We start from the raw sequence: 23,795 nt of genomic DNA, 5'->3' as shown, positions 1-23,795 counted from the left end.
GCTGTGCTGAAACTCGCTACAGCGCCCGCTTCAGGCTTCGGGTGCCTGTTCGGCCGAGTCATCCGCGTAGATCGACTCGATCTCGTCGTCAAACGCGTCGAGGATCGCGCGGCGCTTCTTCTTCATCGTCGGGGTGAGCAGGTCGTTCTCCTCCGTGAACTCGATCGGAACGAGTCGGTACTCCTTGATCGTCTCGTGGGACTCAAAGTTCTCGTTGACCGTGTCGACCACCTGGTCGATCTGGTCGCGAACCCACTCGTGATCGCAGATGTCGGACGGATTCTCCGGGAGTGCAACGTCCTCGTCTGCGGCCGCGCGCTCGATCGCGTCGATGTTCGGCACGAGGAGCGCGCCGACGAACTTCTCGCCGTCGCCGACGACCATACACTGTTCGACGAGCCCTTTCGAGGCGAAGGCGTCTTCGATCGGTGCAGGCGCGACGTTTTTGCCGGTCGAGAGCACGACAAGCTGTTTCGTACGCTCGTGGAACTCGATGTAGTCATCGGGGCGGATCGTGACGATGTCGCCGGTACGGAACCACTTGCCTTTGTCCTCACTGTCTCCGTCCTCGTCTTCGTCTACACCCGGTGCGTGCTCAGTGAACGCCCGATCCGTCGCCTCGGGCTTGTTCCAGTAGCCCTGGGTTACGTTCGGTCCGCGGACGAGGAGTTCACCCGTCTCGCCGGGTGTGCTGGTGGCGTCGCCGTCCGGGACGATTGAGTCGTCGACGGTCACGTCACAGTCGACGATCGCCGGGCCGACGGTACCGATCTTCGGCTCCTCGGGCGGATTTGTCGTGACGACTGGCGAGGTCTCGGTCAGACCGTACCCCTCGAAGATGGGCAGCCCCATCCCGTGGTAGAGCTGGCAGAGCTCCGGCGAGAGGCTGCCACCGCCGCTGACGAGCATCTCGATGTTTCCACCCAGCGCTTCCTTGACCTTGCTGAACACCAGTTTGTCTGCGACCGAGAGCTTGAACTCCAGAATTGCTCCTGGATCGTCCGCCTGGTAGTACTCGCGGCTCACGTTGGTTGCCCAGTTGAAGATGCGTTCCTTGACCGGCGACTCCGTCGCTTGCTCGCGGATCGTGTCGTAGATCTTCTCGTAGACGCGCGGCACGCTTGTCGCGCCGGTCGGCTGAACGGCCTGGAAATCCTCCTTCAGCGTGTCCGAACTCTCGGCGTAGGCGACGGTCGCGCCCGCAGCGAACAGCAGGAAGTGCCCCGCCGTCCGCTCGAAGACGTGCGCCAGCGGCAGGTAGGAGACCAGCGTGCTGTCCTGATCGATACACGGCACGTCGTCGTCCTTGTCCGGTCGCGGGCCGTACCGGCGATAGACCTGGTTGACGTTCGTCCGGAAGTTGCCGTGGGTGAGCATGACCCCCTTCGGCTTGCCTGTCGTCCCGCTCGTGTAGATGATGCTCGCCAGGTCGTCGAGGTCGCGCTCTTCGAGCCACTCCCGGTAGGCGTCCGGATCGTGTCGCTCCTCGCCGATCTCGTAGACGTCCGCGAGCGTGTAAATCTCCGTCTCAGCGTCTGCGTATTCGTCGTCTAACTCGTCCATCGAGACGATAAACTCCAGATCGAGTTCGTCTTCGACTTCGAGGACACGCTCCAGCACGTCTGCGTTTTCGACGACGACACCCTCCGCGTCAGGATCGTCGAGCAGATACCTGGCCTTCTCAGCTGAGGAGTTCTTGTACACCGTCGTCACGACCGCGCCGGCAGCAAGCAGCGCAAAGTCGGTCTGTGCCCACTCCATACGCGTCTGGGCGAAGATGCCGACCCGATCGCCACCCTCGACGCCGAGTTCGCGAAAGCCAGTCGCCAGCGGCCGGACGATCTCGGCCATCTCGGTGTAGGTAAGACTCGCATAGTCGCCGTGTGGGGCGGGTTCGAACGCCGTCCCCGCCAAACTCCGGTCGTAGATCCCGCCCTGATACTGCTGGGCGACCGCGTTCGGATTCCGCTCGACCGACGCCTCGAACAGCTGCCCCAGTGGTTCCCCTCCCAGTACGTCGCTCGAGAACTCTCGCTCTGCAGTCTGCCAATCCATGGCTTATCATACCAAGGGAAGCGATCACTCTTGAAAGCATAGGATGTTTCACAATATGCTGGTTGAAATAATGGCGTAAAACAGGAGCGGTAAGCAGAACGTCAGTCTCAATTGAACAATGGTAACCAGATGTGGGGGTTGCCCCTCGTTCGGGAACCGCTCTACAGGCGTCGGACAGTTACGACAACTCGCTCGGGTTCCGTCCTGCTGTCCAGTATCGGCAGTGCTCGGACGGAACGCGGTGTGGTATACTGGCGGCCTGCCACCAGCCTTACTCGAGTAGTTCGATCTCGTCGTCACCGTTTGGGACCGCACAAAGGAACGCACCGTCTTCGTCGCTCTCGTTTCGGTACCAGTGGACTGTTCCCGCGGGAATGAGCAGCGAGTCGCCCGCCTCGACTTCGTACTCTTCGTTGTCTATACCGACGGTGTACTCGCCTTCCAGCACGTACTGCTCGTGTTCGACCGCGTTCGTGTGCTCCGGAACCTCGGCTCCCGCCTCGAGGACGAACCGCCGGATCGCGAAGTTCGGCGCGCCGTGTTCGGCCGCGATTAGCACACCCTTCTCGAGTCCGTCCGCAGCGTCGACGGCCTCGTAAGCGATTTCGTCACCAGTTCGGATTAGTGGGTCAGTCATGGCCGCCGATTCGGACGCCAGAACCAAAACAGCACCCGGTTTGGGTGCTGCGTTCGACCTGCCCGCTTAGAGAATCGTCCCGTGCTTCTTGTCCGGAATGTCCTTCTCGACCGTCTCGTAGAATTCGAAGCGGTTCTCGAGTTCCTCGCGCAGCGAACTCGGCGGAACGATTTCGTCGACGACGACTTCGCTTGCCATCCGGTGGATGTCGATATCTTCGCGGTACTCCTCGCGCAGTTCCTGCTCTCGTTCGGCGCGCTCGTCGGGATCGTCGATGTCTGCGAGTCGGTTCGCGTAGACCGCGTTGATCGCAGCCTCGGGACCCATAATCGCGATTTCGCCGCTCGGCAGGCCGATAACACTCTCCGGATCGTAAGCGGGCCCGGACATGGCGTAAATACCCGCGCCGTAGGCTTTACGGACGACCACCGACTGCTTGGGCACCGTCGCCGAGGAGGTCGCGTAGATCATCTTCTTGCCCTGTTCTAAGATGCCGTCCTTCTCAACCTGCGAGCCGGCCATGAAGCCCGGCGTGTCACAGAGGTACACCAGCGGCACGTCGTAGGCGTCGCAGGTCCAGATGAACTCGGCGGCCTTCTCGGCCGCGTCGGGGAAGATTGCGCCCGCGCGGTGGTTCGGCTGATTAGCCACGATACCGACCGGCCGGCCGTCGATTCGCGCGAAGGCCGTGATGATCTCCTTGCCGTACTCCGGCCGCAGTTCGAGGGCCGAGTCGGCGTCGACGACGCGTTCGATAACGTCGAACATGTCGTAGCCGCGATTCGGATCTTGCGGGACGACAGCGTCGATACCCTCGGGAGAGAGTCGTGGAGTCGTGCCCGCAGTCTGAGGCGGCTTCTCGTCGCTGTTGTCCGGCAGATAACCCATCAGCTTCGCGACGAGTTCGCGTGCGTGTTCTTCGTCCTCGGCGATCAGATCCGCGCTACCCGAGTGCTGGGCGTGGACGTCCGGGCCACCGAGATCCTGCAGGTCGATGTTCTCGCCGGTGACCATCTCGACCATCCGCGGCGAGGCGATGGCCATCGCGCTCACGTCCCGGACCATGATCGTGAAGTCCGCGAAGACCGGCGTGTAGGCCGCACCGGCGATACACGGGCCATAGAGCACACAAATCTGTGGAACGCGCCCGGAAAGCATCGAGTGGTTGTAGTAGTACTTCCCGATGCCCTCGCGGTTGGCGAAGAAGCCGGTCTGCTGGTCGATACGGCCGCCCGAGGAGTCCATCAGATAGAGGACGGGGCGGCCGGTCTTGAGCGCACGCTGTTGCATCCGCAGGAACTTCTCGACGCCCTTCTCGGCCATCGAGCCCGCCTTGACGGTGAAGTCGTTGGCCATGAAGTGCAGGTTGCGGCCCTCGAACTCCGCCGCACCGGTGATGAGACCGTCCGCGGGCAGGTCGTCCTCGGCGTCGAAGTTGGCGAACTTGCCGTCCTCGAACTTGATGGTGTTCCTGCTGCCGCTATCGGCCGCGTCGCCGTCCGAACCGCCGTCGTCCGCCCCGCCGTCGTCGCCAAACCAGAGGTCGAGCCGATCACGAACGAACAGCTTCCCTTGATCGGGGAGTCGCTCCTTGTACTTCTCGGGGCCGCCCTCGAGTATCTCCTCGATTTCCTCGCGCAGGAGCTCCTCGCGCTCGGTGGGCTCAAGGTCGTCCGCCGCCTTACTGCGGTCACGGCTTCGTCCGGCGCTCTGGACTGGTCCGGAGCCGGCAGCGCCACTGCCACCGCTACCGCCACTCGCCGCACCAGCGGGCGCTGACGCGCTCGCGAGCAGGTCGTCCCCCGACTGCGTGTACAGTTCGACATCCTCGCCGAAGTGCTCGGCGAGCGCCGAGGCGACCGCCTGCACTTCGCTCTCGTCCTGTGCCGCCGCGTCCGAAATTCTGAGTTTGAGGTCTATCGTCATCGTTTCAGCTCACTCCAGTACGACCAGCGGGTCGCCCATATCGACCGAATCGCCCTCGGAAACGGGAACCGAGGCGACGGTTCCAGTCCCCGGCGCGACCACGTCGTTCTCCATCTTCATCGCCTCGAGGACGCAGACCACGTCCCCGCTTCCGATTTCGTCGCCCGGTCCGACGTCGATCGAGAGCACGGTGCCTTGCATCTCGGCCGTGACCGCGTCGCCGGCCGCAACCTGTTCGGTAGCGCCAGACCCACCACCCGATCCTGACGACTCACCAGCGGCTGTGCCGCCGTTGCTGGCCGCCCGCGGCAGGCCGTCTTCGACCAGCACGTCGAATCGCCGGCCGTCGACCTCGACGGTAAGTTCGTGCTCGCTCGCGTCGTCACCGCCTGCGTCGCTGGCTGCTGCACTCGAGCCCCAGCGCTCGACGGCGTCGGCGAGTTCGTCCTGGCTCACCTCGCGGTCGAGGTAGGCCGTCGTGTGCTCGCCTGCGCGGAAGACCTCGTCAGCGAGCATGAGTCGGTGGAACGGCACGATGGTTTCGGGACCCGAGATGTCGAAGTGGGCGAGCGCGCGCTGTGAGCGGTCGAGACAACGCTCGCGCGTCGGTGCGCGAACGATCAGTTTCGCGATCATCGAGTCGTAGTCGCCCGCAATCTCGTCGCCCTGGGAGACCGCGTCGTCGAGGCGAACGCCGAGGCCGCTCGGCGGGTTGTAGGTTTCCAGTGTACCTGGTGTCGGCGCGAATTCCTTTGCAGGGTTCTCGGCGTTGATCCGGAACTCGATGGCGTGGCCCTCGATGTCGATGTCCGCCTGTTCGTAGGGAAGTTCCTCGCCAGCCGCGATGCGAAGCTGTTCCCGGACGATGTCGATTCCCGTCACCTCCTCGGAGACGGTGTGCTCGACCTGAATCCGGGTGTTGACCTCCATGAAGTAGAACTCGCCGTCCTCGACGAGGAACTCGACGGTTCCGGCGTTCGTATAGCCTGCCTCGCGGACCCCGCGGCGTGCCGCCTCGCCGATGGACTCGCGCAATGAGTCGTCCAGTGCTGGACTCGGCGCTTCCTCGATGACCTTCTGGTGACGGCGCTGCAGCGAACAGTCGCGTTCGCCCAGATGGAGCACGGTGTCGTGTTCGTCCGCCAGAATCTGGACCTCGACGTGCTTGGGGGACTCGAGATACTTCTCGACGTAGACCGTGTCGTCGTCGAAGTAAGCCTCGCCCTCGCGTTTTGCGCTCTCGAAGGCGTCGTCGGCCTCCTCGGCGCTACGGACGATCTTCATACCGCGACCGCCACCGCCGCCGGCAGCCTTGATCGCGACGGGATAGCCGTACTCCTCGCCGAGTTCGCGGACTTCGTCGGCGGAGTCGACGGGATCGGTCGTGCCGGGGACGACCGGCACATCGGCCTCCTGCATGACCTGTCGGGCCGTCGTCTTCTCGCCGAGGGCTTCCATGGCCTCGCTCGGTGGGCCGACCCAGGTGACTCCCTCGGCACCCTCGACACGGGCGGCGAACGTGGCGTTCTCCGCGAGGAAGCCGTAGCCGGGGTGGATCGCGTCGGCACCTGCCCGGTCGGCGACGTCGATGATCGTCTCCTGATCGAGGTAGGACTCGCTCGCGGGTGCGGGGCCGACGTTGTAGGCCTCGTCGGCGTACTCGACGTGGCCCGCGTTTCGGTCCGCGTCGCTGTAGATTGCGACGGTGTCGATACCCAGTTCCTCGCAGGCTTGCATGACGCGCACGGCGATTTCGCCGCGGTTGGCAACGAGTAGTTTGCTAAACATCGTGATCACTCAGTAGGACTTGGGGAAGCCGAGCTGCTGGCTGATGTGGTTGTACGCCATCTGCTGGGAGACCGGCGCGAGCCGGGTCAGGTTGATCTCGCGCCACCAGCGCTCGACGTCGTACTCGGTGGCGTACCCCCAGCCGCCGAAGGCCTGCATCGACTGCTTGACGGCCTCGATGCCGGCCGACACGGCGGTCGCCTTCGCGACGTTGGTTTCGTAGGCACAGTCCTCGCCCTGGTCGTAGAGCCAGGCCGCCTTCTCGCGCATGAGCGCGGCGGTCTCCATCTTCGCGTAGGGTTTCGCGATTGGGAACGAGACGCCCTGATGGGAGCCGATCGGTGCGTCGAACACCTCGCGCTCGTTCGCGTACTCGATGGCCGTGTTCGCAGCGAGTTTGCCGATTCCCGTTCCGGCCGCTGCGAAGCCGATCCGCTCGGGATTGAGCATGTCGACCAGGACCCACCATCCGTCGCCCTCGTCGCCGAGCATGTTCTCCTCGGGAACGCGGACGTTCTCCAGGAAGACCTCGCAGGACTTCGAGTAGTTGATGCCGTGTTTGTCGATCGGCGAGACGTCGATGTTCGAGTCGTCCATATCGACGATGAACAGGCTGATTCCGTCCGTGCCGCGGTCGACTTCCTTGCGGGGGGTCGTCCGCGTGACGATGATCATGTTCTCGGCGCGATCTGAGAACGTGATCCAGGCCTTCTGGCCGTTGAGAACGTACTCGTCCCCGTCCTTCTCTGCCTTCGTCGCTACGTTCAGCGTGTTCGTCCCCGCCTCGGGTTCGGTGATCCCGATCGAGAAGTTACGCTTCCCGTTCGCGATGTCCGGCAGGTACGTCTCCTTCTGGGCTTCGGTGCCGTACTCACGGATACCGACCGCGGCCATCCCCGCGGTGAGTACGAGGTACCAGGTGCCCGCCATGCCACAGCCCTCCGCACAGAGGGTCTCCATGGCGAGGCCCATCTCCTGCATGCCCATGCCAGCGCCCTCATACTCCTCGGGAATCAGCAGGCCGTGAAAGCCTGCCTCCGCGAGTTCGTCCCAGAAGGCCTCGGAGAACTCGCCGGCTTCTTCCTTCTCGCGCCAGTGCTCGGGGCCGTACTCGGTGGCCACGTCGGTTGCTGTCTGTCGGATTAGATCGCGCTCCTGTGTAGATTCGAAGTTCATAGTGTATCTTGTTCGTGTGTGTGTGGATATGTTTGGTGCCAACTCTTGACGTTTGTGTACTTCGTTTCCTACTCGTTGTCCACTTCAGTTGCTGCTTCGTCTTGTAGCTCCGTGCGGCGAATCTTTCCTGTCACCGTCTTTGGGAGTTCCTCGCGGAACTCGATCTCGCGAGGGTACTCGTGTGCCGACAGTTCGGACTTTACGTGGTCCGTGATCGTTTCTTTGAGCGACTCCGACGGTGCCGCCTCGTCGCCGAGGACGACGTACGCCTTCACGATGTTCCCGCGCTCAGGATGTGGCTTCGGGACGACGGCCGCCTCAGCGACGGCCTCGTGCTCGCCCAGTGAACTCTCAACCTCGAATGGGCCGATGCGGTACCCCGATGAGAGGATGACGTCGTCCGCCCGCCCCTCGAACCAGAAATAGCCGTCTTCGTCCTTGTGGGCGAGGTCGCCCGAGAGGTACCATTCATTGCCAGCCATCTCGTCTGGTGAGGATCGCATTGCGTCGCTCTGCTCACCACCATCCGGACCGTCGACGAAACAGCGGCTCGTTTTCTCCGGTTTTTCCCAGTACTCGGCGAAGAAGGAGGGATAGTCTCCGCGCTGGGCGATCTCCCCCGTCTCGCCGGGCTCGAGAACTACACCCGTTTCCGGATCGACGATGTCTGCCTCGATCCCGGGTAGCGGTTTGCCCATCGAACCGGGGCGAATCTCCATCGTCGGATAGTTGTTAATGATCATGTTCCCTGTCTCAGTCTGCCCGTACGTGTCGTGGATGGTGACCCCAAGGGTCTCCTCGCCCCACTCAACGACGCCGGCCGAGAGCGGTTCACCGATCGACAGCGCGTGGCGCAGATCGAGCGAGGCGTCCGAAAGAACGTCCTCGTTTTCCCGGAGCATTCGGTAGGCCGTCGGCACCGAGAACAGAACGGTGATCGGATACGTGTCGAGCAGATCGGCCCACGTCTCCGGATCGAACTCTCCCTCGTAGGTGAATAAGGCGGTTCCCCAAAACCAGGCACCGAGCGTGTTGATCGGGCCGGTCAGCCAGCCAAGATCGCCCGTCGACCAGTAGCAATCGCCTTTCTGCAGATCGACCGCATACTTCTGGGTCGCGGCGACGCCGGTCACCCAGCGGTGCTTGTGGAGAACACCTTTTGCTAGCCCGGTCGTCCCGCTCGTGTAGTACAGCAAGGCATCGACCTCGCCACTCGTCTTGGCCGGCTCGTACTCCCGATCAGCTCGTTCCATCGCAGCGTGATAACTCACATCGGTGCGGTAGAGCCCCGTTCCGTCGTCACTGACGACGATAACGTGTTCGACTGAAGGCGCATCTTCGAGCGCCGATGCAACGGTGTCGCGGTTTGAAGCGGTAGTAACGACTGCCGTCGCGTCACAGTCATTGAGGCGGTACGAGATGCCGTCAGGCCCGAAGCGCTCGTTGATGCCACCGAAGACCGCACCTCGTTTGAGCGTCCCGACGAGCGCCACATAGTGTGCAGGGATTCGTGGCATATACGAGAAGACGCGGTCTCCCTGCTCGATTCCGAGTTCTTCGAGGAGATTCGCGAACCGGTTGGTTCGGTCGGCGAGTTCCCAGAAGGTCAACGTCGTCAACTCGCCGTCTTCCGCAACCTGGTAGAGCGCAACCTTTTCTTTGTTCTCAGCGTGGCGATCGCACACCTCGTGTGCGATGTTTATGCTGTCGGGTGCGTTCCAGTCTGCGTCCTCGTAGATACTGTCCCACGAGAACGATTTACATTCATCGCCGTACGATGCCAGGTTGTGGTCCGATGCCATATGGCGAAGCGGTCACTTCGGACATGATAACTATTCTGGTAATTTTTGCCAATTTGGGTTTGGAAACAAATTGTTGGCCTACGCCGAACACAGATCTACCCCGCTCCCGTATTGCGTAAACAGTATCGTATACGGTATTGGCCGCAATGTAGACACATCTCTGCGTTCGAGCAATTCACGGGTCGCGCTCCCGATCGATGAGCGGTCTCCGATCGAACCCGAACGCTGCCCACGAGTCGTGGACCGCTGTCCGAATCTCTGGCGGGTACGACTCAGTGAACGAGACCTGCGGCGCGATGAACTCGTCCGTCCAGCGGGGATCCCAGGTGGCATCGACGTAGAGACGTGCACCGGTGTCGCTATCACCGTCCTCGCCTCTGTTCCCGTCTCCAGCACCGTTCCGGCCGTAGGCCGGCATCCGGGCACTTGGTGCCTCCGGTTCGCTCACCAGCCAGTCCCGCGAGGGGTGGGCCTTGACCCAGCTATCGCCGAGCGCCCGGCCGAGGTTTCGCGGACTGATCTCAGTGTCGACGACGAGCACCTTGTCGAAGCAATCAGAGAGCGAGAACAGCAGGTTCGCAAGCTGCCACTCGAAGCCGGCGTAGAGAATCTCCGAGGCGACGATGCAGAGCCCGAGTCGGCCCTCCGCGGGCAACAACAGCCAGTCAACCGGTGAGACGCCCCAGTAGCTGTTGACCCGATCGAACAGCGTCGCCGACAGCGACAGCGCCGCAAGCTGCAGGTCGTCCGACAGCGGCACCCCAAGCGGCGTGAACGGCACGACCGGATTCTCGCGCGTGAAGATTGCATCGGACTCGAGTGTCAGCGTCGTTCCCTCATCGAGGCGCTCCCAGAACTCGCGTTTCTCGGATTGGGTTGCGGGCTGACGATCAGCGACGGTCGTCTCGATGACGACTTCTGCGGAACTCGGGACGACGCCGCCCGCGGTGGGGATGACAGGTACCGTCGCGCCGACGCCGCGGTCTTCGATCGGCGTCTCGAGTCGGTCCGTGATCGCGAGCAAGTGTGTCGCCGCGAGCGCTTCCGGGGGAACACCGAGTGCAATGGTGACCGCCGTGCCCGTCTCGAGGAGGTCTCGCTCGGCGACGGCCGTCGGCACTCGGGCACGGATGGTGTTGCCGTCGAGGACTGTGCCGTGAATCGGTGCCCAGTAGGAACCCCGATCGGTGCCGATCGAGAGCAGTCCGAGGGTGAACCGCGGCCAGGCCTCGTCCGGCGGTGTCGGGAGTCCGAGTTCCCGGAGATCCTGTGCCGTTGCGTCGGCAGCGCGCTCGACGTAGGTCACGTCGCGCTCGTCGCGGCGCTCGCCGAGCGCGAGGAGGGACTCGAGTACGTCGGTGTAGGCAGGATCCTGGTCGATGCCGAGCCCGATGCCGAGTCGGGTCCAGGGGTAGCGCTGCCGGTGTCGGGAGTCCGTTGTGCGCTGTCCGCGCGATTGGTCGATGCCGCCGTAGACGCCGCTTGCGAGGGTGACGGTGGTTGCGGTGGGTGTGCCCTCGCCGTCGGTACCGGGTTCCATCTCGACCGCAGGACCGCCCGCTCGAAGCCCCTCAGCGGCGATGACCTGTGGGGAGCAATCGGCGGGCCGAAAGAGGGTACGACAGTCGTCGGTGCGGTGGAGGAACTCGAGGTGTTTGCGGAAGGCGGTCATCGATTTTGGTGGTGCTGTGGGTGCTGCGTCGCGTCCATCTCTTGATCGAGTGCACTGTGCGGTTCGCCCATCGCGTCGACTTCGGCAGCCACGCCGGCCACACCGGCCTCAGCGAGCAGGTCGCGTGCGCGCCGACGCTCCTTGGGATCGCCGATGGTCTGGGTTGGCCGGTCGCCCTCCGAGAGCGCGTCGATGTATGCCTTCGCGGTTTTCGATTTCGAAGTGCCAACGGCGGCACTTCCCTTCTCGTCGGGCGTCTGGTAGATGTTCAGCGGCACCTTCGGCATGCGTTCGACGCCGAACTGGTGGAAGTCCGTGGCCGGATCAGCGTGTAGCGCCAGCGCCTCGAGTACCGCGCGCGAGTCGAGCGGGTTGACCTCGCGGTCGACGAAGACGAAGCAGTCGATGTGGAGCATCCCCCAGGTCGTGAAGATGAAGTTCGCGAGTTCGTGCAACGCGCCTGGATACGGCCGATCCGTCGCGATCACCCAGACGGTCCGCTCGGTGTAGGGCCAGGGCGCGGCCATCGCAACGTCGTAGCCCGCGGCGCGCAGGCCGAGGGTAGCATCCGGCCCGGCAGCTGCGACCTGCATCGAACTCGTCGAGTTACTGGCGTAGCCGACGCCAGAGCCCTCCACGCAGAAGGGGAGGTACGGCCGATCACGGTGGGTGATCGCGTCGACTGCGAGTACCGGCATGGAGCGGCGCGGTCCGTTCACGTACCCAAAGTAGTCGCCAAAGGGTCCCTCGTCGAGCCGCTCCTCGGGGAGGATTCGCCCCTCGATGACGAGTTCGGCCGACGCCGGCACGCGGAGGTCGTTCGTCTCACAGGGAACGAGTTCGGCCGGCGACTCCTGCAGGCCGCCGGCGAACGTCGCCTCGCTCCGCCCGACGGGGATCCACATCTCGCTGGCAGCGGTGACCGCCGGCCCCGCGCCGAGAGTGAGCGCAACCGGCATCGCCTCGCCGCGGCGCTCGTACTCGTAGTAGTAGCGGTTTGGGAGCTGCTCGCCCGCGAGGAACAACACGCTCGCTCGCGACTCGCCGTGGATCATCGCCCGGTGGCGCGACCAGCGCCCCCACTCGCCGTCCGGATCGGGCGCGACCAGCGTCGTCAGCGTGGCATAGCGCCCGCCGTCCTGCTGGTGGATGTACGGCCAGGGGAACTCGAGTAGGTTCGCGTCCGGATTCGCTGTGTCTGTATTCGTGTTTGCACTCCCGATTGCGCTTGCGTCTGTGTTTTCAGCCGCGCGAGTACGAACGACCTCCTTGCACGGCGCTGTCTCCGGCTCGACGACGGTCGGTTCGCGCTGCTCCTCGAGTCGGTCGATAAGCTGGTCGTAGTAGGCAGGTCCTGACTGCCGCGCCGGCTTCGGCAGATCGAACGCCCGCGCGAGGTGGTCGAACTCCCGTCCGCGGGGACCGCGGTAGGGATCGCCGACGAGGCGGGCAGCCCTGCCGTTGCCCTCAACGAACTCGAAGACCGGAATCCGTTCATCGGCCGCGTTCGCAGCCATCGTGATCGCACTCGCCTCGAGGTCCCAGGAAACCGGCGTCTCGATTTCAGTGAGCGCACCGGCGTCTTCGAGTACGGTGAGAAACTCACGGAACGTCGTTGCGGGGGTCGTCATCGGGAGGGATGGGTGCGATCGCGGTCGGTCGGCGCTGTTGTGTTCGGTGTGGTCTCCTCGCTGGCCGCGTTCTCGTTCCCACTCCCACTCGCATCCTCATCTCCATCCCTATCCGCATCTGCCCCCGTATTCGGGACTGCCTGCTCGTCTCTGTCAGCCGTCCGTTCGAGCGCCTCACGCAGCGGATCGGAGTCGTACTCGGTGCGGATCTCGTCGTACGCGTCGAGCAACGCCGGCTCCTGCTCGGCCAACTGGCTGAACAACAGCTTGCGGATGGCCGCCGACGAGGACTCGTAGCGGCCCGTCTCGACGAGATACCGAAGGAGAACCTTTAGATCGTCCGATCTGGTGTTGATCACGTTCGAGCGCTCGCGCTGGTCTGCGGCGAGGGACTCGAGTAGTGTCTCGTCGACGGCGCGATCGACGAACTCGACGTACCACTGTTCGGTCGTGGTCTCGTGGGGGCCGCTGACGACCGAGAGGGGATGTGGGTCTTCGAGGTGGGTTTCGGTTCTGGACAGGCGGACGCGCGCCTCGAAGATTTCTTTCGTCTCGGGATCGCGTAACTGGAGTGTCGTTACTGTCTCGCCTGTTGCATCCTCGGGGACGTGTTCTGCGGCCGTGACGTACTGGTTCGCCATTGGTGGTGAGTCGTGTTCGGCTGTGTGCCAGTCGGCGTGGTCGCTGAAACCGCCCGACTGGGAAGTCAAACCGAAGCTACAGAGGCGAGTGAAATAAAAGGGCACGGTCCAGTCGACCGGTTACGGCGCAGCCGCTCGATTCGGGTTGTCAGTTATCGGACTGCCAGTGAGTGGCGACAGGAGTAACGACAGGGCTGTCGCTCACAGGTGTAGAATACTGCAGTCAAGAGTCGATACCGTTACGAATTGATAGCACCAACTGAAACGGTTTACACCCGCTCGCACGAGAGTGTGCGAGCGATGTGCACTGTGTTTCAGTTGCTCCTACCTTACAGGCGCTCGACGTTCGTCGCGCGCGGGCCCTTTGGGGCCTGCTCGATTTCGAACTCGAGTTCCTGTCCTTCCTCAAGGTCCGGGCCGCCGATGTCTTCCATGTGGAAGAACACGTCGTCGTCCGCGTCCTCAGTCTCGATGAATCCGTAGCCGCCAGTGTCGTTGAAGAAATCAACGGTTCCTTTCGCCATTGCTTCTGAAGAGAATGGGTGGGGACGTATAAATACACCGACTCGGCCCTTACCGTGAGACACGACGCGGGATTCTTGTCCGTTTGGGGTCGGGCTGGGCGCTCGACGCCCCTCGACGCCGCCGCGGCGAGCGCTCGGCGGTTTCCGACAGCCGAACGTCCTTATATTTCCCGGGGCAAACGGCTAGTATGAGTGACTACGAGCTCGATGCGGTCGACCGGGAAATCCTCTACGCGTTGCAGGAGGAAGCCCGGAACCTCTCGTCGGGCGAGATCGCCGAGCGAACCGAGGCTTCCTCGAGTACGGTTCGCAAGCGAATTCAACGACTCGAGTCGGAGGGGATCATCAAAGGGTACAGTGCCGACATCGACTTCACTGGGTCTGGCTATCCGATCCGAATGCTGTTGTTCTGTACGGCACCGATTCCAGAACGCGGCGAGTACCGAGAGGAGATCCTGAATATCCCGCGGGTCATCTCGGTGCAGGAACTCGTCACCGGCGAAGAGAACCTGCTCGTGACGGCCGTCGGCGAGACCGACCAGGATATCACGCCGGTCGCCCAGAAACTGTCGGATATGGGTCTGACGATCACCGACGAGGTGCTCGTTCGCAGTCACGAGGCGACATCGTTCGACGAATTCGTCGCCGAGTGACTGTGGGGTCTCTGCCGTTCGCCCTTTTCGCGGGAAGTCGCTCCCTCAGAAGCGATCGTACCGAACCGTTCGATATGTTCGCACTATTCAACGGAACGTTCGAAACCGGGTGATTTTATACCGGGCTGTCACCTATCCTGACTTGAGCGGAACTCGAGCCCCGCTGGTATGGTATCGAGCGGCCAAGCACGGTCTCTCGGCCGGCCGGAGTCGTCGTCCCGAACTGTCGAACTCGTCTCGGTTGGAGCGATCGTTTCGATCCGCGGTGGCTGTGGTATCAATCTGGTCTTTGGCACGCCGTGGCACGAACATTTTGTTCGAACCAGTGGATATAATAATCACCTTGTTCAAAGTAGGGCTGGTTACAACCGGTCCGGTACCTGTTGGCAACGAGGTACCGGCGAACGAGACCGGTCGGGCCGGAACGAGAACAACGAATGCACGACGATAGCACCACCGACGAAGTGCACCACGCCGAACCGCCGACACAATCGACGTCATCCGTTCCGCGAGCGGCTACCTGGTCGGTCTGGACGCTGTTTCTGGCGAGCCTGGGTGTCCTCGGACTGACCGCCTGGGGCGGACACGAGTGGGTGCTCCCGGACGCCCTCGTGATCGACGGCCTGACCGCGGTCATGTGGGTTGTGGTCACCTTTTTCAGCGGCATCGTCCACAGCTATTCCCGGCGGTACATGGCCGGCGACCGTGATTTGAACTGGTTCTACGGTCGAATCTTCGCGTTCACGCTGGTCGTCATGACTTTGACCGCGGCCGACCACGTCGCGCTGTTCGCGCTGGCGTGGCTGGGGATGGGACTGGCGATGGCCTCACTGATCGGCCACGTCCGTGAGTGGACCCAGGCCCGGTCCGCTGCGAGTCTCGCTCGCCGCTACTTCGCCGCGAGTAGCGCCCTCCTCGCCGGGAGCCTGGGCGTCCTCGTCTGGGCGACCGGCGCGACGACCGTCACCGGCATCCTCGGCGGGCTCGAAGGAGCGTCGACAACGGTTCTGTTGGTCGCCGCGAGCGGAATCCTCCTCGCGGCGATGCTCCAGTCGGCGCTGTTCCCGTTTCACAACTGGCTGCTGTCGTCGATGACTGCGCCGACGCCCGCCTCGGCGCTGATGCACGCCGGGTTCGTCAACGCGGGCGGGGTCTTGCTGACAAGGTTTGCGCCGGTCGTCGGCGAGGAACTGCTGTTCATGTCAGTTATTGTCATTGTCGGCGCGTTCAGCGCCCTGCTCGGACAGGCGATGTTGCTCGTCCAGACCGACGTTAAGCGCGAACTCGGCAGTTCGACCATCGCCCAGATGGGCTTTATGATCATGCAATGTGGCTTGGGCTTTTTCGCCGCCGCCATTGCCCACCTGATTCTTCACGGCTTCTACAAGGCCTATCTTTTCCTCTCGTCGGGCGCGTCGGTCGAGCACACCGCTCCGAAGCACGCCGAGCGTACGCATCTCGGCTTCCCGGGACTCGCCGTCAGCCTCCTCACTGCAGTCGGCGCGGGCGTCCTTTTCATGGCCCTCACCGGAAAGCTCTCAGACCTCGCGCTGACACTCGACAGCGGCCTTGTGCTGACGGTCGTTGTGGTCCTCACGACCCTGACGGCTGCGCGTGACATCCTTCGGCGATCAACGCTGCCGACCTCGGTCAGGTTCGTCAGCGTCCCGCTTGTCGTGCTCGTCGCCATCTCTGGCTACGCAATCGCGTTTAACGCCGTCTCGACGATGCTGGCCGACGTGCCGATGGCCTACGCGCCGACCGACCTCACCGTCGCCCACTATCTCGTCGTCGCGCTCTTTGTCAGCGCCTACCTCGCCACCGAACTCGCTTGGCATCGCTCGAGCGAGCGCCTCTACGTCTCTCTGCTGAACGTCTCCCAGCCCGCCCCTTCGACCATCCTCACCGACAAGGAGGAGTACGACAAATGAGCCGCACACGCACCCAGTCTCCGACCGACGGCACCGACGGCACCGATATCCACGAACACATCCGCGACAGCATTGACCGTGCGGCCGACACTGTCGGCTCCGTATGGCCGCTGCACTCGTTCGTCACCGCGAACCCCCTCTCGGGGTTCGAGCACCGGCCGTTCCACCGCGCCGTCGACGAAGCGCAGGACCTCTTCGGTGGCCGCGGCTACCCGCACCCGTCGGTCTTCCGTCAGGCGTGGGAGGACGGCCGGATTGACTCCGTTATCCTCGACGAGGAACTCGCCGCTCACGGCGTCGACCGCGACCCCGAGGCGCTGCTCGAAGAGATGGAAGCCGCCGAAGCAGACCGGAAACCCGCGACGGACGAGGCGACCGAGCGGGTCGACCGCGTCCTCACGAAGTGGCTTGCGTCCTTCCTCGAACAGGGTGAAGCCCAGTGGTCGATGCCGAATCGCGAGGCGGGCTTCTACGCCGCCTGGCGGACCCTCGCGCCCTACGACGGCGAGATTCCCTGTGATGACGGTGACGACCTCCCGGAGACGCCGCTTGAGGCGCTCGAGGCAGTGCTGGGCGAGTGCCCAGAACCGCGCTGGGACGAGACCCTCGAGCACCACCTGGCCTCGCTGCCGGGCTGGACCGGGCTCATCAAGCAGCGCGAGGCAAGCACTGACTCCTGGCAGGAGCGGTACCCGATCACGATCACGGAGTACCTGGCGGTGCGGCTGACGCTTTCGGACCTGTTCAACGCGCCGACCGAACCGGGCGCGGAAGCAAACGTCGACGAGGTCGACGACGCGACCGGCGACGAGGCGGTTCCGATCCCCGAACGCTTCCTCTCCGCCTGGGAGGAGAGCTACCGCCACGACCTACTCGAGTGCGTCGATGACTCCGTGACTGAGTCATCCCACGGCGACGGGGAGCGCCCGGCCGCTCAACTCGTCTTCTGCATCGACACGCGCTCGGAGATCATCCGCCGCCACCTCGAGGCACAGGGTCCCTACGAGACTCACGGTTACGCGGGCTTCTTCGGGATTCCGATGCGCCATCAGGGGTACGACTCGGCCGTCGAGGTCGACGCCTGTCCGCCCATTCTCGAGCCCGAGCACCGAGTCGTCGACCGCCCCAGAGCGGACGGAGCAGCCGACGCCGATATCCGCGACCGGTGGTCTGGTCTCGCGCACGCGACCCGTAAGCACTTCAAGCGGTTGAAAACCAACGTTGTCGCCGCGTTCACGTTCATTGAGGGGGCAGGGAGTGCCTACGGCTCGGCAATGGCGGCTCGAACGTTGTTCCCCTCGAGCCTGGCCACACTCCGTACGGCCGTCGACGAGCGCGTGCCCCGTCCCGGCGAGTTCTGTTCCCCGACCGTCGACTGCGACGACCACGAGTACGGCTACGAACACGACGAGCACGACCTCTCGGTGGGGATGACCCACGAGCAGCGGGTCGAGTACGCCCAGACTGCGTTCGACCTCATGGGTTGGACTGAATTCGCCCGCCTGGTCGTCTTCACCGGCCACGCGAGCCACACGACGAACAACCCGTTCGACTCGAGCCTCGACTGCGGGGCCTGCGCCGGCAACCCGGGCGGGCCGAACGCCCGTGCGCTCGCGGCAATCTGTAACGACGAGGGCGTGCGAACCGAACTCCGCGAGCGCGGCTACGACATCCCCGAGGACACCGTTTTTCTCGCCGGCGAGCACAACACGACGACCGACGCGGTCACGCTGTTCGACGGCGACGTCCCCGAGAGCCACGCGGGGGAACTCGAGCGACTTCGCGAGAATCTCGAGGCGGCCCGCGAGGCCGCGGCGACCGAACGCGTGGCGTCGATGGCTGGCGCTGATCCGAATCGTGGCGTCGCCGAGACCGAGCGCCGCGCGGTCGACTGGGCCGAAACCCGCCCGGAGTGGGGGCTGGCCGGCAACGCGGGGTTCGTCATCGGTCCGCGTGAGTTGACCGACGACGCCTCCCTCGAGGGCCGGGCGTTCCTCCACTCCTACGACTGGACGACCGACCCCGACGGAGAGGCGCTCGAAGCGATCATGGCTGGCCCCCTCGTGGTCACCCAGTGGATCAACAACCAGTACTACTTCGCGACGGTCGACAACGGCGTCTACGGCAGCGGCTCGAAGGTCACCCAGAACCCGGTGGGCAACGTCGGCGTCGTGCAGGGCAACGGCGGCGACCTGATGACTGGCCTGCCGTTACAGTCGCTGAAGGCCGACGACGAGCGGCCGTTCCACCAGCCGCTTCGTCTGTCGGCGGTGATCCACGCCCCCGTCGACCGCGTGACCGAGATTCTCCGCGAACACGACGATGTCGAGCGACTGGTCGCCAACGGCTGGATCGGCGGCCTAACGGTCGTTGATCCGACACAGGACAACCGGGTGTTCCACTACCAGGGTGATCTCGAGTGGGAGCCCCCCGTCGTGGCGACGGTCACACAGCAGCCCGCCGGATCGCCCGCGACTTCGGACTGAGGCCGGGTCATGGCTCTCCCGTCGAACTACAGTTCTCGGAGTTTGGTACGTTTCGAGCCGGTGTTAGCGTCCGGCAGTCCACGACGCTGTGGCCGCACTCCGGCGTCGGTCGCCTCGAAACTGGGGTGGCGGCCGGCTCAGAACAACAGACTCTCGGTCGCCGTCTCGTACTCCGCTGGAACCAGTTTCTCGATCGACTCGGGGTCGATCTCACCGTTGACGTTGACCAGGTGCGCACAGCCGGCCTCGTTGCCGTAGACTCCCTGAAAGTCGTAAACGAAGCCGTAGATGTCGACATCGGCGGGGACGTTCTCGGCCTCACGCAGGAACTGCGTCTGGTGGTCGACATTGTACTCCACGAGCTGGTTGATCACCGTCTCCTCGTCAGCCTCGCGGTCGATCAAGCCGCTCTCGAGTGCCTCCTTGACGACGGGGACGAGCATGTTGACCCACTTGTCGACGCCCTGTGGTCCCGGCAGGTCGTCTCCCGTTGCGACCTGGTAGGCGGCCGTGACAGCGCCACAGCCAGTGTGGCCAACGACGACCGCGACATTGGTGCCGGCGTGATGGATCGGGTACAGGAGTCCGCCGTCAACGATCCGTTCGCCCTCGTCCTCGTCCCAGACCTGGTTGCCGATGTTGCTCGGCGTGAACACCGCACCCGGGTGATCGAACCCCCACATGTGTTCCTGAGGAATCCGCGAGTCAGAGCAACAGATCGCGACGACATCGGGGTGCTGGCTCGTTTGCACGCCGGCGAAATACTCGTCCGGGAGCGACTCCACGTGGCGGCGGTTCCCCGCGAGTAACTCCTCGAGGAACGCGGGCGTGGTTGCCATGAGATGGGATACGTTGATTATGGACAAAAAGGTAGCATGCGGCGGCTTCGAACGGAGCGGCCGACGCGAGCCACGGGCTCCTCGAGTGGGTGGGGGTTTCGAACCGACGTTGTCCTGGTCGTGACAGGCTTCCGGCAGCCCAATCTTCACCTGCCGGCGCGCCAAAGTGTCCATATGACAGAGACGAGACAATGGCATCTTGCGAGCCGCCCAACCGGCGAACCGGGCCTCGAGAACTTTGAACTTGTAACCGTCGAGCGACCCGAACCCGGGCCGGACGAGGTGCTTGTGAAGACGCTGTATCAGTCGGTCGACCCCTACATGCGCGGTCGGATGCGCGACACGGAGTCCTACGAGGAACCCTGGGATGTCGGCGAGCCGATGCGCGCCGGCGTCGTCGGCGAGGTACTCGAGTCGAACGCCGATACGCTCGAGGAGGGCGATGTCGTCACCGGCGAACTCCTGTGGGCCGAGCACGCGGTCGCCGACGCCGACGAGGTTCGGCGGGTGAACCCGGACCAGGGGCCGATCTCGACTGCGCTCGGGACGCTTGGCATGCCCGGCGTCACCGCGTACTTCGGGATGCTCGACGTGGCAGAGCCGACGCCGGGCGATACGGTCGTCGTCTCGGCGGCTGCCGGCGCGGTCGGCTCCGTCGCCGGGCGATACGGTCGTCGTCTCGGCGGCTGCCGGCGCGGTCGGCTCCGTCGCCGGCCAACTCGCCCGACTCGCTGGTGCACGCGTCGTCGGCACCGCAGGGTCCGACGAGAAGGTCGAGTGGCTCACCGACGAGTTGGGCTTCGATGCGGCGATTAACTACAAGGAGACCGACGACCTCGGTCGTGCGATGGCCGAGGCTTGCCCGAACGGTATCGACGTCTACTTCGACAACGTCGGCGGGCCGATCACGGACGCCGTCTGGCCGCTGCTCAACGTCCGCTCGCGGGTCGCAGTCTGCGGACAGATCTCGATCTACAACGCGACGGCGGTTCCGACCGGGCCGCGAAAACTCGCCAAACTCATCGAGAGTCGCGCCCGCGTAGAAGGACTACTCGTTCGTGACTACGAGGACCGCTGGGGCGAAGCACTCCGCCGGCTCTCAACGTTCATCCAGAACGAGGAGATTCGGTACCGCCAGCACACTGTGGAGGGCTTCGAGAACGCACCCGACGCGTTCCTCGGGTTGTTCGAGGGTGACAACATCGGCAAACAGCTCGTGCAGGTCGGCGAGTACGATGCGTAACGGACGAGACGGATAGCGATAAACAGCGACAGATGGCGACAAACGCCGACAAACGTCGACAAACGTCGACAAACGTCAACAAACGTCGACAGACGGCGACAGACAGCAACAGACAGCGATTTCCACTTCTCAGACAATCTCCGGTGTGAGCGGATACTGCCAGACCTCGCCATCGTTCGCCTTCACCGCCGCGACGACGCAGAACGCGATGTCGAGGAACGGCAGGATGATCAGCCCAAGAATACCGACGCCGACGATGACCAGCATCATCGAGAGCAGCATGTAGATGGTGAACATAATCTGCCAGTTCACTGCCATCCGCGCGTTCGCGTCGACGAACTCGTCTTCCGTAACGACGAGCACGATTAGCGGACCGATGAGCCACGTGAAGATCGCGAGCAGATGCGTCACGGCGGCGAACGCCGTGTCGTTTCCCCGTGTTCCGTACTCCGCTGTCGCGTAGTCGTCCGAACCGTACCCAGTTCGCTCGTTGCTACTGGTGCCGTAATCGTCTCCATAGTCGTCGGCTTCGTAGTCGTCAGTTCCGTAGTCGTTCGTTCCATAGTCATCAGTTCCGTAGTCGTTCGTTCCCCACTCACCCGTTCCCCACTCATCCGTTCGATCCCCTCCCCCACTCACATCTCCCTCGCTATCGCGACCAACTTCGACACCACACGCCGAGCAATAATTTGCGTCGGACTCGAGTACCGATCCGCAGTTCCAGCAGTACTCCTCAGTTGTCATACTGGAAAGATATTTCCAGAACACAATAAAACGGCGCTAATCGAGTGGCTGGTTTCGACTGGCGTGTTCGCGCTTCCTCGTCCGTTCAGTCGGTGAGTCCGTAGCCGATCTTGAACAGGTAGACGTCGATCGTGAGGACGACGACGGTCAGTAGCGTGAGCACGCCGAGAGAGGCAAGCGGTACGAACTCGGCGTAGGCTGCCGGTGCGACTTCGAACATATCGGAGTAGCCGAGCAGGCCGTAGCGGACGCTGTCGACCATGTAGACCATCGGGTTCAGCAACGAGACGGCCTGCCAGATCGGTTCGAGCATTGTCAGCGAGTAGAAGACGGCACCGAAGAACACCAGCGGGCGCAGGATGAACTGGTTCATCACGGTGAGGTCGTCGAAGTCCCGTGCGACGAGACCGCCGATGATCCCCAGGCCTGCAAAGAGCGCGGCGATGACGACCATCGTGGCCACGAGGAAGAGGCCGTTCTCGATGCTGATCGGCACGAACAGGCGGCCGATGACGGCGATAATGATGCCGACGATCAGCCCGCGGACAGCGCTCGCGGAGACGTAGGCGACGACCATCTCGACGTACGACAGCGGCGAGGTGAGCGTCTCGTGAATGTACTCGTTCCACCGCCCGTGGAAGATCGAGAACGAGGCGTTCTCGAAGGCGTTCGAGATGGTGCCGAGGACGACGAGCCCGGGGATGAGAAAGAGAATGTAGCCGAAGTCAACACCCGCCACATCCTCGACCGGACTGTCGATGCGGCCGCCCAGGATCATCCCGAAGACGGCGAAGTAGAGCACGTTCGTGATCGCCGGCGGCATGAACGTGTTCTTCGGCCGGCGGATGAATCGCAGGAGTTCGCGCTTGAACAGGGCGCGAAAGCCAACGGAGAGCATCAGGCGACCCCCTCCTGTTCGCGCTCTTGCTCATGCTCGTGTTCGTGCTCTCGCTCTTGTTCTTGTGTCTGTCCGTGCGCAGCCTCACTAGCAACATCATCACCATCAGGTCCCCCACTCCCACTTGCGCTCGACGCAGACGACCGCGTCACCGACCGATCCTCCTGGCGCGTCAGATCCACGAAGATCTCCTCGAGTGACGTCCGCGAAATCTCGAGGTCCGCAATCTCGTGGCCTGCCGCCTCCAGATCGTGCAACACCTGCGGCACGGTCGACCCGCCATCGTCGACACGTATCTCGAGTTGGTCGCCGCTCGTCGACACCTCGTGGGCGTACTCGCCGAGCGCGGACTCGATGGTCGTGGCAGCGGGTGAGGTGGACTCGAGTCGAATCTCGATCGTGTCCGTGCCGCGGCGTTTGAGGTCGTCCGGGGTTGCTACGGTGACCTTGTGGCCTTCGTTCATGATGGCGACGCGGTCACAGAGGCGTTCGGCCTCCTCGATGTAGTGGGTCGTCAGGAGGATGGTCGTCCCTTCCTCGTTGAGTTCGGTGACGAGGTCCCAGAGGTCGTGGCGCAGTTGGACGTCTACGCCCGCGGTTGGCTCGTCGAGGATCAGCAAGTCGGGGTCAGTAACGAGCGCCCGCGCGAGGAGCAGGCGGCGTTTCATCCCGCCGGAGAGCCAGTCGAAGCGCTCGTTGCGCTTGTCGTAGATGCCGACGCGCTTGAGTACCTCGTCGGCGCGCTCGCCGGCTTCGTCTTCGGGAATTCCGTGGTAGCCGGCCTTGTGCATCAGGACTTCCCGGATCGGGAAGAACCGATCGACGTTGAACTCCTGCGGTGCGAGTCCGATCGCGTTGCGAGCCTGCTGGTAGTCAGCCTCGACGTCGTAGCCGAAGACCTGCGCTTTGCCGCCCGATTTGCGGACGAGACCGACGAGCGTGTTGATGAACGTCGTCTTTCCCGCTCCGTTGGGACCGAGGAGGCCGAAGAACTCACCCTCCTCGACGGTGAGCGACAGCTCGTTCAACGCGCGCAACTCCCCGTAATCCTTCACGAGATCGACGGTCTCGATGGCCGGTGGCATCGGCGCACTCTCGGCTACCGCCGCGGTTAAGAATGTTGGTCTCGGCACACGAGACGCGTGTTTC

17 protein-coding genes and 1 pseudogene are annotated in these 23,795 nt (G+C 63.6%); 4 read left to right on the top strand and 14 right to left on the bottom strand.

Translation table 11 applies throughout. The features are described from left to right. Positions 1-30: 30 nt before the first annotated feature. From C482_RS01175 to C482_RS01130, 10 genes are all read right to left on the bottom strand, one after another. Positions 31-2,055: an AMP-dependent synthetase/ligase gene (locus tag C482_RS01175; protein WP_006165512.1), complete on the bottom strand. Its 2,025-nt coding sequence runs from the start codon at positions 2,053-2,055 to the stop codon at positions 31-33. Positions 2,056-2,326: 271 nt separating this feature from the next. Further along, positions 2,327-2,692, bottom strand: coding sequence for a cupin domain-containing protein (locus tag C482_RS01170; protein WP_006165511.1), 366 nt, complete (start codon positions 2,690-2,692; stop codon positions 2,327-2,329). 66 nt (positions 2,693-2,758) lie between these two features. After that, positions 2,759-4,618, bottom strand: a complete 1,860-nt coding sequence (locus tag C482_RS01165) for an acyl-CoA carboxylase subunit beta (RefSeq protein ID WP_006165510.1) — start codon at positions 4,616-4,618, stop codon at positions 2,759-2,761. A 9-nt stretch (positions 4,619-4,627) separates the two neighbouring features. Beyond that, positions 4,628-6,406, bottom strand: a complete 1,779-nt coding sequence (locus C482_RS01160; protein ID WP_006165509.1) for an acetyl/propionyl/methylcrotonyl-CoA carboxylase subunit alpha — start codon at positions 6,404-6,406, stop codon at positions 4,628-4,630. Between the two features lie 9 nt (positions 6,407-6,415). Beyond that, positions 6,416-7,582: an acyl-CoA dehydrogenase family protein gene (locus C482_RS01155; protein ID WP_006165508.1), complete on the bottom strand. Its 1,167-nt coding sequence runs from the start codon at positions 7,580-7,582 to the stop codon at positions 6,416-6,418. A 68-nt stretch (positions 7,583-7,650) separates the two neighbouring features. Next, positions 7,651-9,384, bottom strand: coding sequence for an acyl-CoA synthetase (locus C482_RS01150; protein ID WP_006165507.1), 1,734 nt, complete (start codon positions 9,382-9,384; stop codon positions 7,651-7,653). Positions 9,385-9,559: 175 nt separating this feature from the next. After that, entirely contained in the window at positions 9,560-11,056 is a 1,497-nt protein-coding gene (locus C482_RS01145; RefSeq protein ID WP_006165506.1) for a UbiD family decarboxylase, read from the bottom strand. Next, entirely contained in the window at positions 11,053-12,687 is a 1,635-nt protein-coding gene (locus C482_RS01140) for a UbiD family decarboxylase (protein ID WP_006165505.1), read from the bottom strand. Before C482_RS01140 ends, C482_RS01145 begins: the two co-directional genes overlap by 4 nt. Next, positions 12,684-13,397 carry a ubiD operon protein gene (locus tag C482_RS01135; protein WP_241431858.1) on the bottom strand — a complete coding sequence of 238 codons (714 nt, stop codon included), beginning with the start codon at positions 13,395-13,397 and terminating at the stop codon, positions 12,684-12,686. The genes C482_RS01140 and C482_RS01135 overlap by 4 nt, the downstream gene beginning before the upstream one ends. Positions 13,398-13,657: 260 nt before the next feature. Then, on the bottom strand, positions 13,658-13,852 hold the full coding sequence (locus tag C482_RS01130) for a cold-shock protein (RefSeq protein WP_004267330.1): 195 nt from the start codon (positions 13,850-13,852) through the stop codon (positions 13,658-13,660). A 188-nt stretch (positions 13,853-14,040) separates the two neighbouring features. Here C482_RS01130 and C482_RS01125 point away from each other — a divergent pair, with 188 nt between their 5' ends. From C482_RS01125 to C482_RS01115, 3 genes are all read left to right on the top strand, one after another. Beyond that, positions 14,041-14,505: an Lrp/AsnC family transcriptional regulator gene (locus C482_RS01125; RefSeq protein ID WP_006165503.1), complete on the top strand. Its 465-nt coding sequence runs from the start codon at positions 14,041-14,043 to the stop codon at positions 14,503-14,505. A 437-nt stretch (positions 14,506-14,942) separates the two neighbouring features. After that, a complete protein-coding gene (locus C482_RS01120; protein ID WP_006165502.1) occupies positions 14,943-16,436 on the top strand; it encodes a proton-conducting transporter transmembrane domain-containing protein in 1,494 nt (497 codons plus the stop codon). Beyond that, positions 16,433-18,922, top strand: a complete 2,490-nt coding sequence (locus tag C482_RS01115) for a DUF2309 domain-containing protein (protein ID WP_006165501.1) — start codon at positions 16,433-16,435, stop codon at positions 18,920-18,922. The genes C482_RS01120 and C482_RS01115 overlap by 4 nt, the downstream gene beginning before the upstream one ends. A gap of 137 nt (positions 18,923-19,059) precedes the next feature. Here C482_RS01115 and C482_RS01110 read toward each other — a convergent pair whose 3' ends face one another. Then, positions 19,060-19,761, bottom strand: coding sequence for a carbonic anhydrase (locus tag C482_RS01110; protein ID WP_006165500.1), 702 nt, complete (start codon positions 19,759-19,761; stop codon positions 19,060-19,062). 174 nt (positions 19,762-19,935) lie between these two features. Between C482_RS01110 and C482_RS01105 the strand changes: the two are divergent. Next, a pseudogene (locus C482_RS01105) lies at positions 19,936-21,004 on the top strand (NADP-dependent oxidoreductase). A 129-nt stretch (positions 21,005-21,133) separates the two neighbouring features. On the opposite strand, the gene C482_RS01100 reads toward C482_RS01105, so the two are convergent. The 3 genes from C482_RS01100 to C482_RS01090 all read right to left on the bottom strand — a co-directional run bounded on the left by C482_RS01100 (position 21,134) and on the right by C482_RS01090 (position 23,731). Further along, entirely contained in the window at positions 21,134-21,748 is a 615-nt protein-coding gene (locus C482_RS01100) for a zinc ribbon domain-containing protein (protein WP_006165499.1), read from the bottom strand. Between the two features lie 85 nt (positions 21,749-21,833). Continuing rightward, positions 21,834-22,646 carry an ABC transporter permease gene (locus C482_RS01095; protein ID WP_006165498.1) on the bottom strand — a complete coding sequence of 271 codons (813 nt, stop codon included), beginning with the start codon at positions 22,644-22,646 and terminating at the stop codon, positions 21,834-21,836. Further along, positions 22,646-23,731: an ABC transporter ATP-binding protein gene (locus C482_RS01090; protein ID WP_006165497.1), complete on the bottom strand. Its 1,086-nt coding sequence runs from the start codon at positions 23,729-23,731 to the stop codon at positions 22,646-22,648. The genes C482_RS01095 and C482_RS01090 overlap by 1 nt, the downstream gene beginning before the upstream one ends. Positions 23,732-23,795 lie beyond the last annotated feature (64 nt).

Source organism: Natrialba chahannaoensis JCM 10990 (assembly GCF_000337135.1).
GTDB classification, from domain to species: domain Archaea; phylum Halobacteriota; class Halobacteria; order Halobacteriales; family Natrialbaceae; genus Natrialba; species Natrialba chahannaoensis.
Note: the sequence above shows the minus strand (reverse complement) of the source record. Positions and strands in the feature narration are given on the sequence as shown.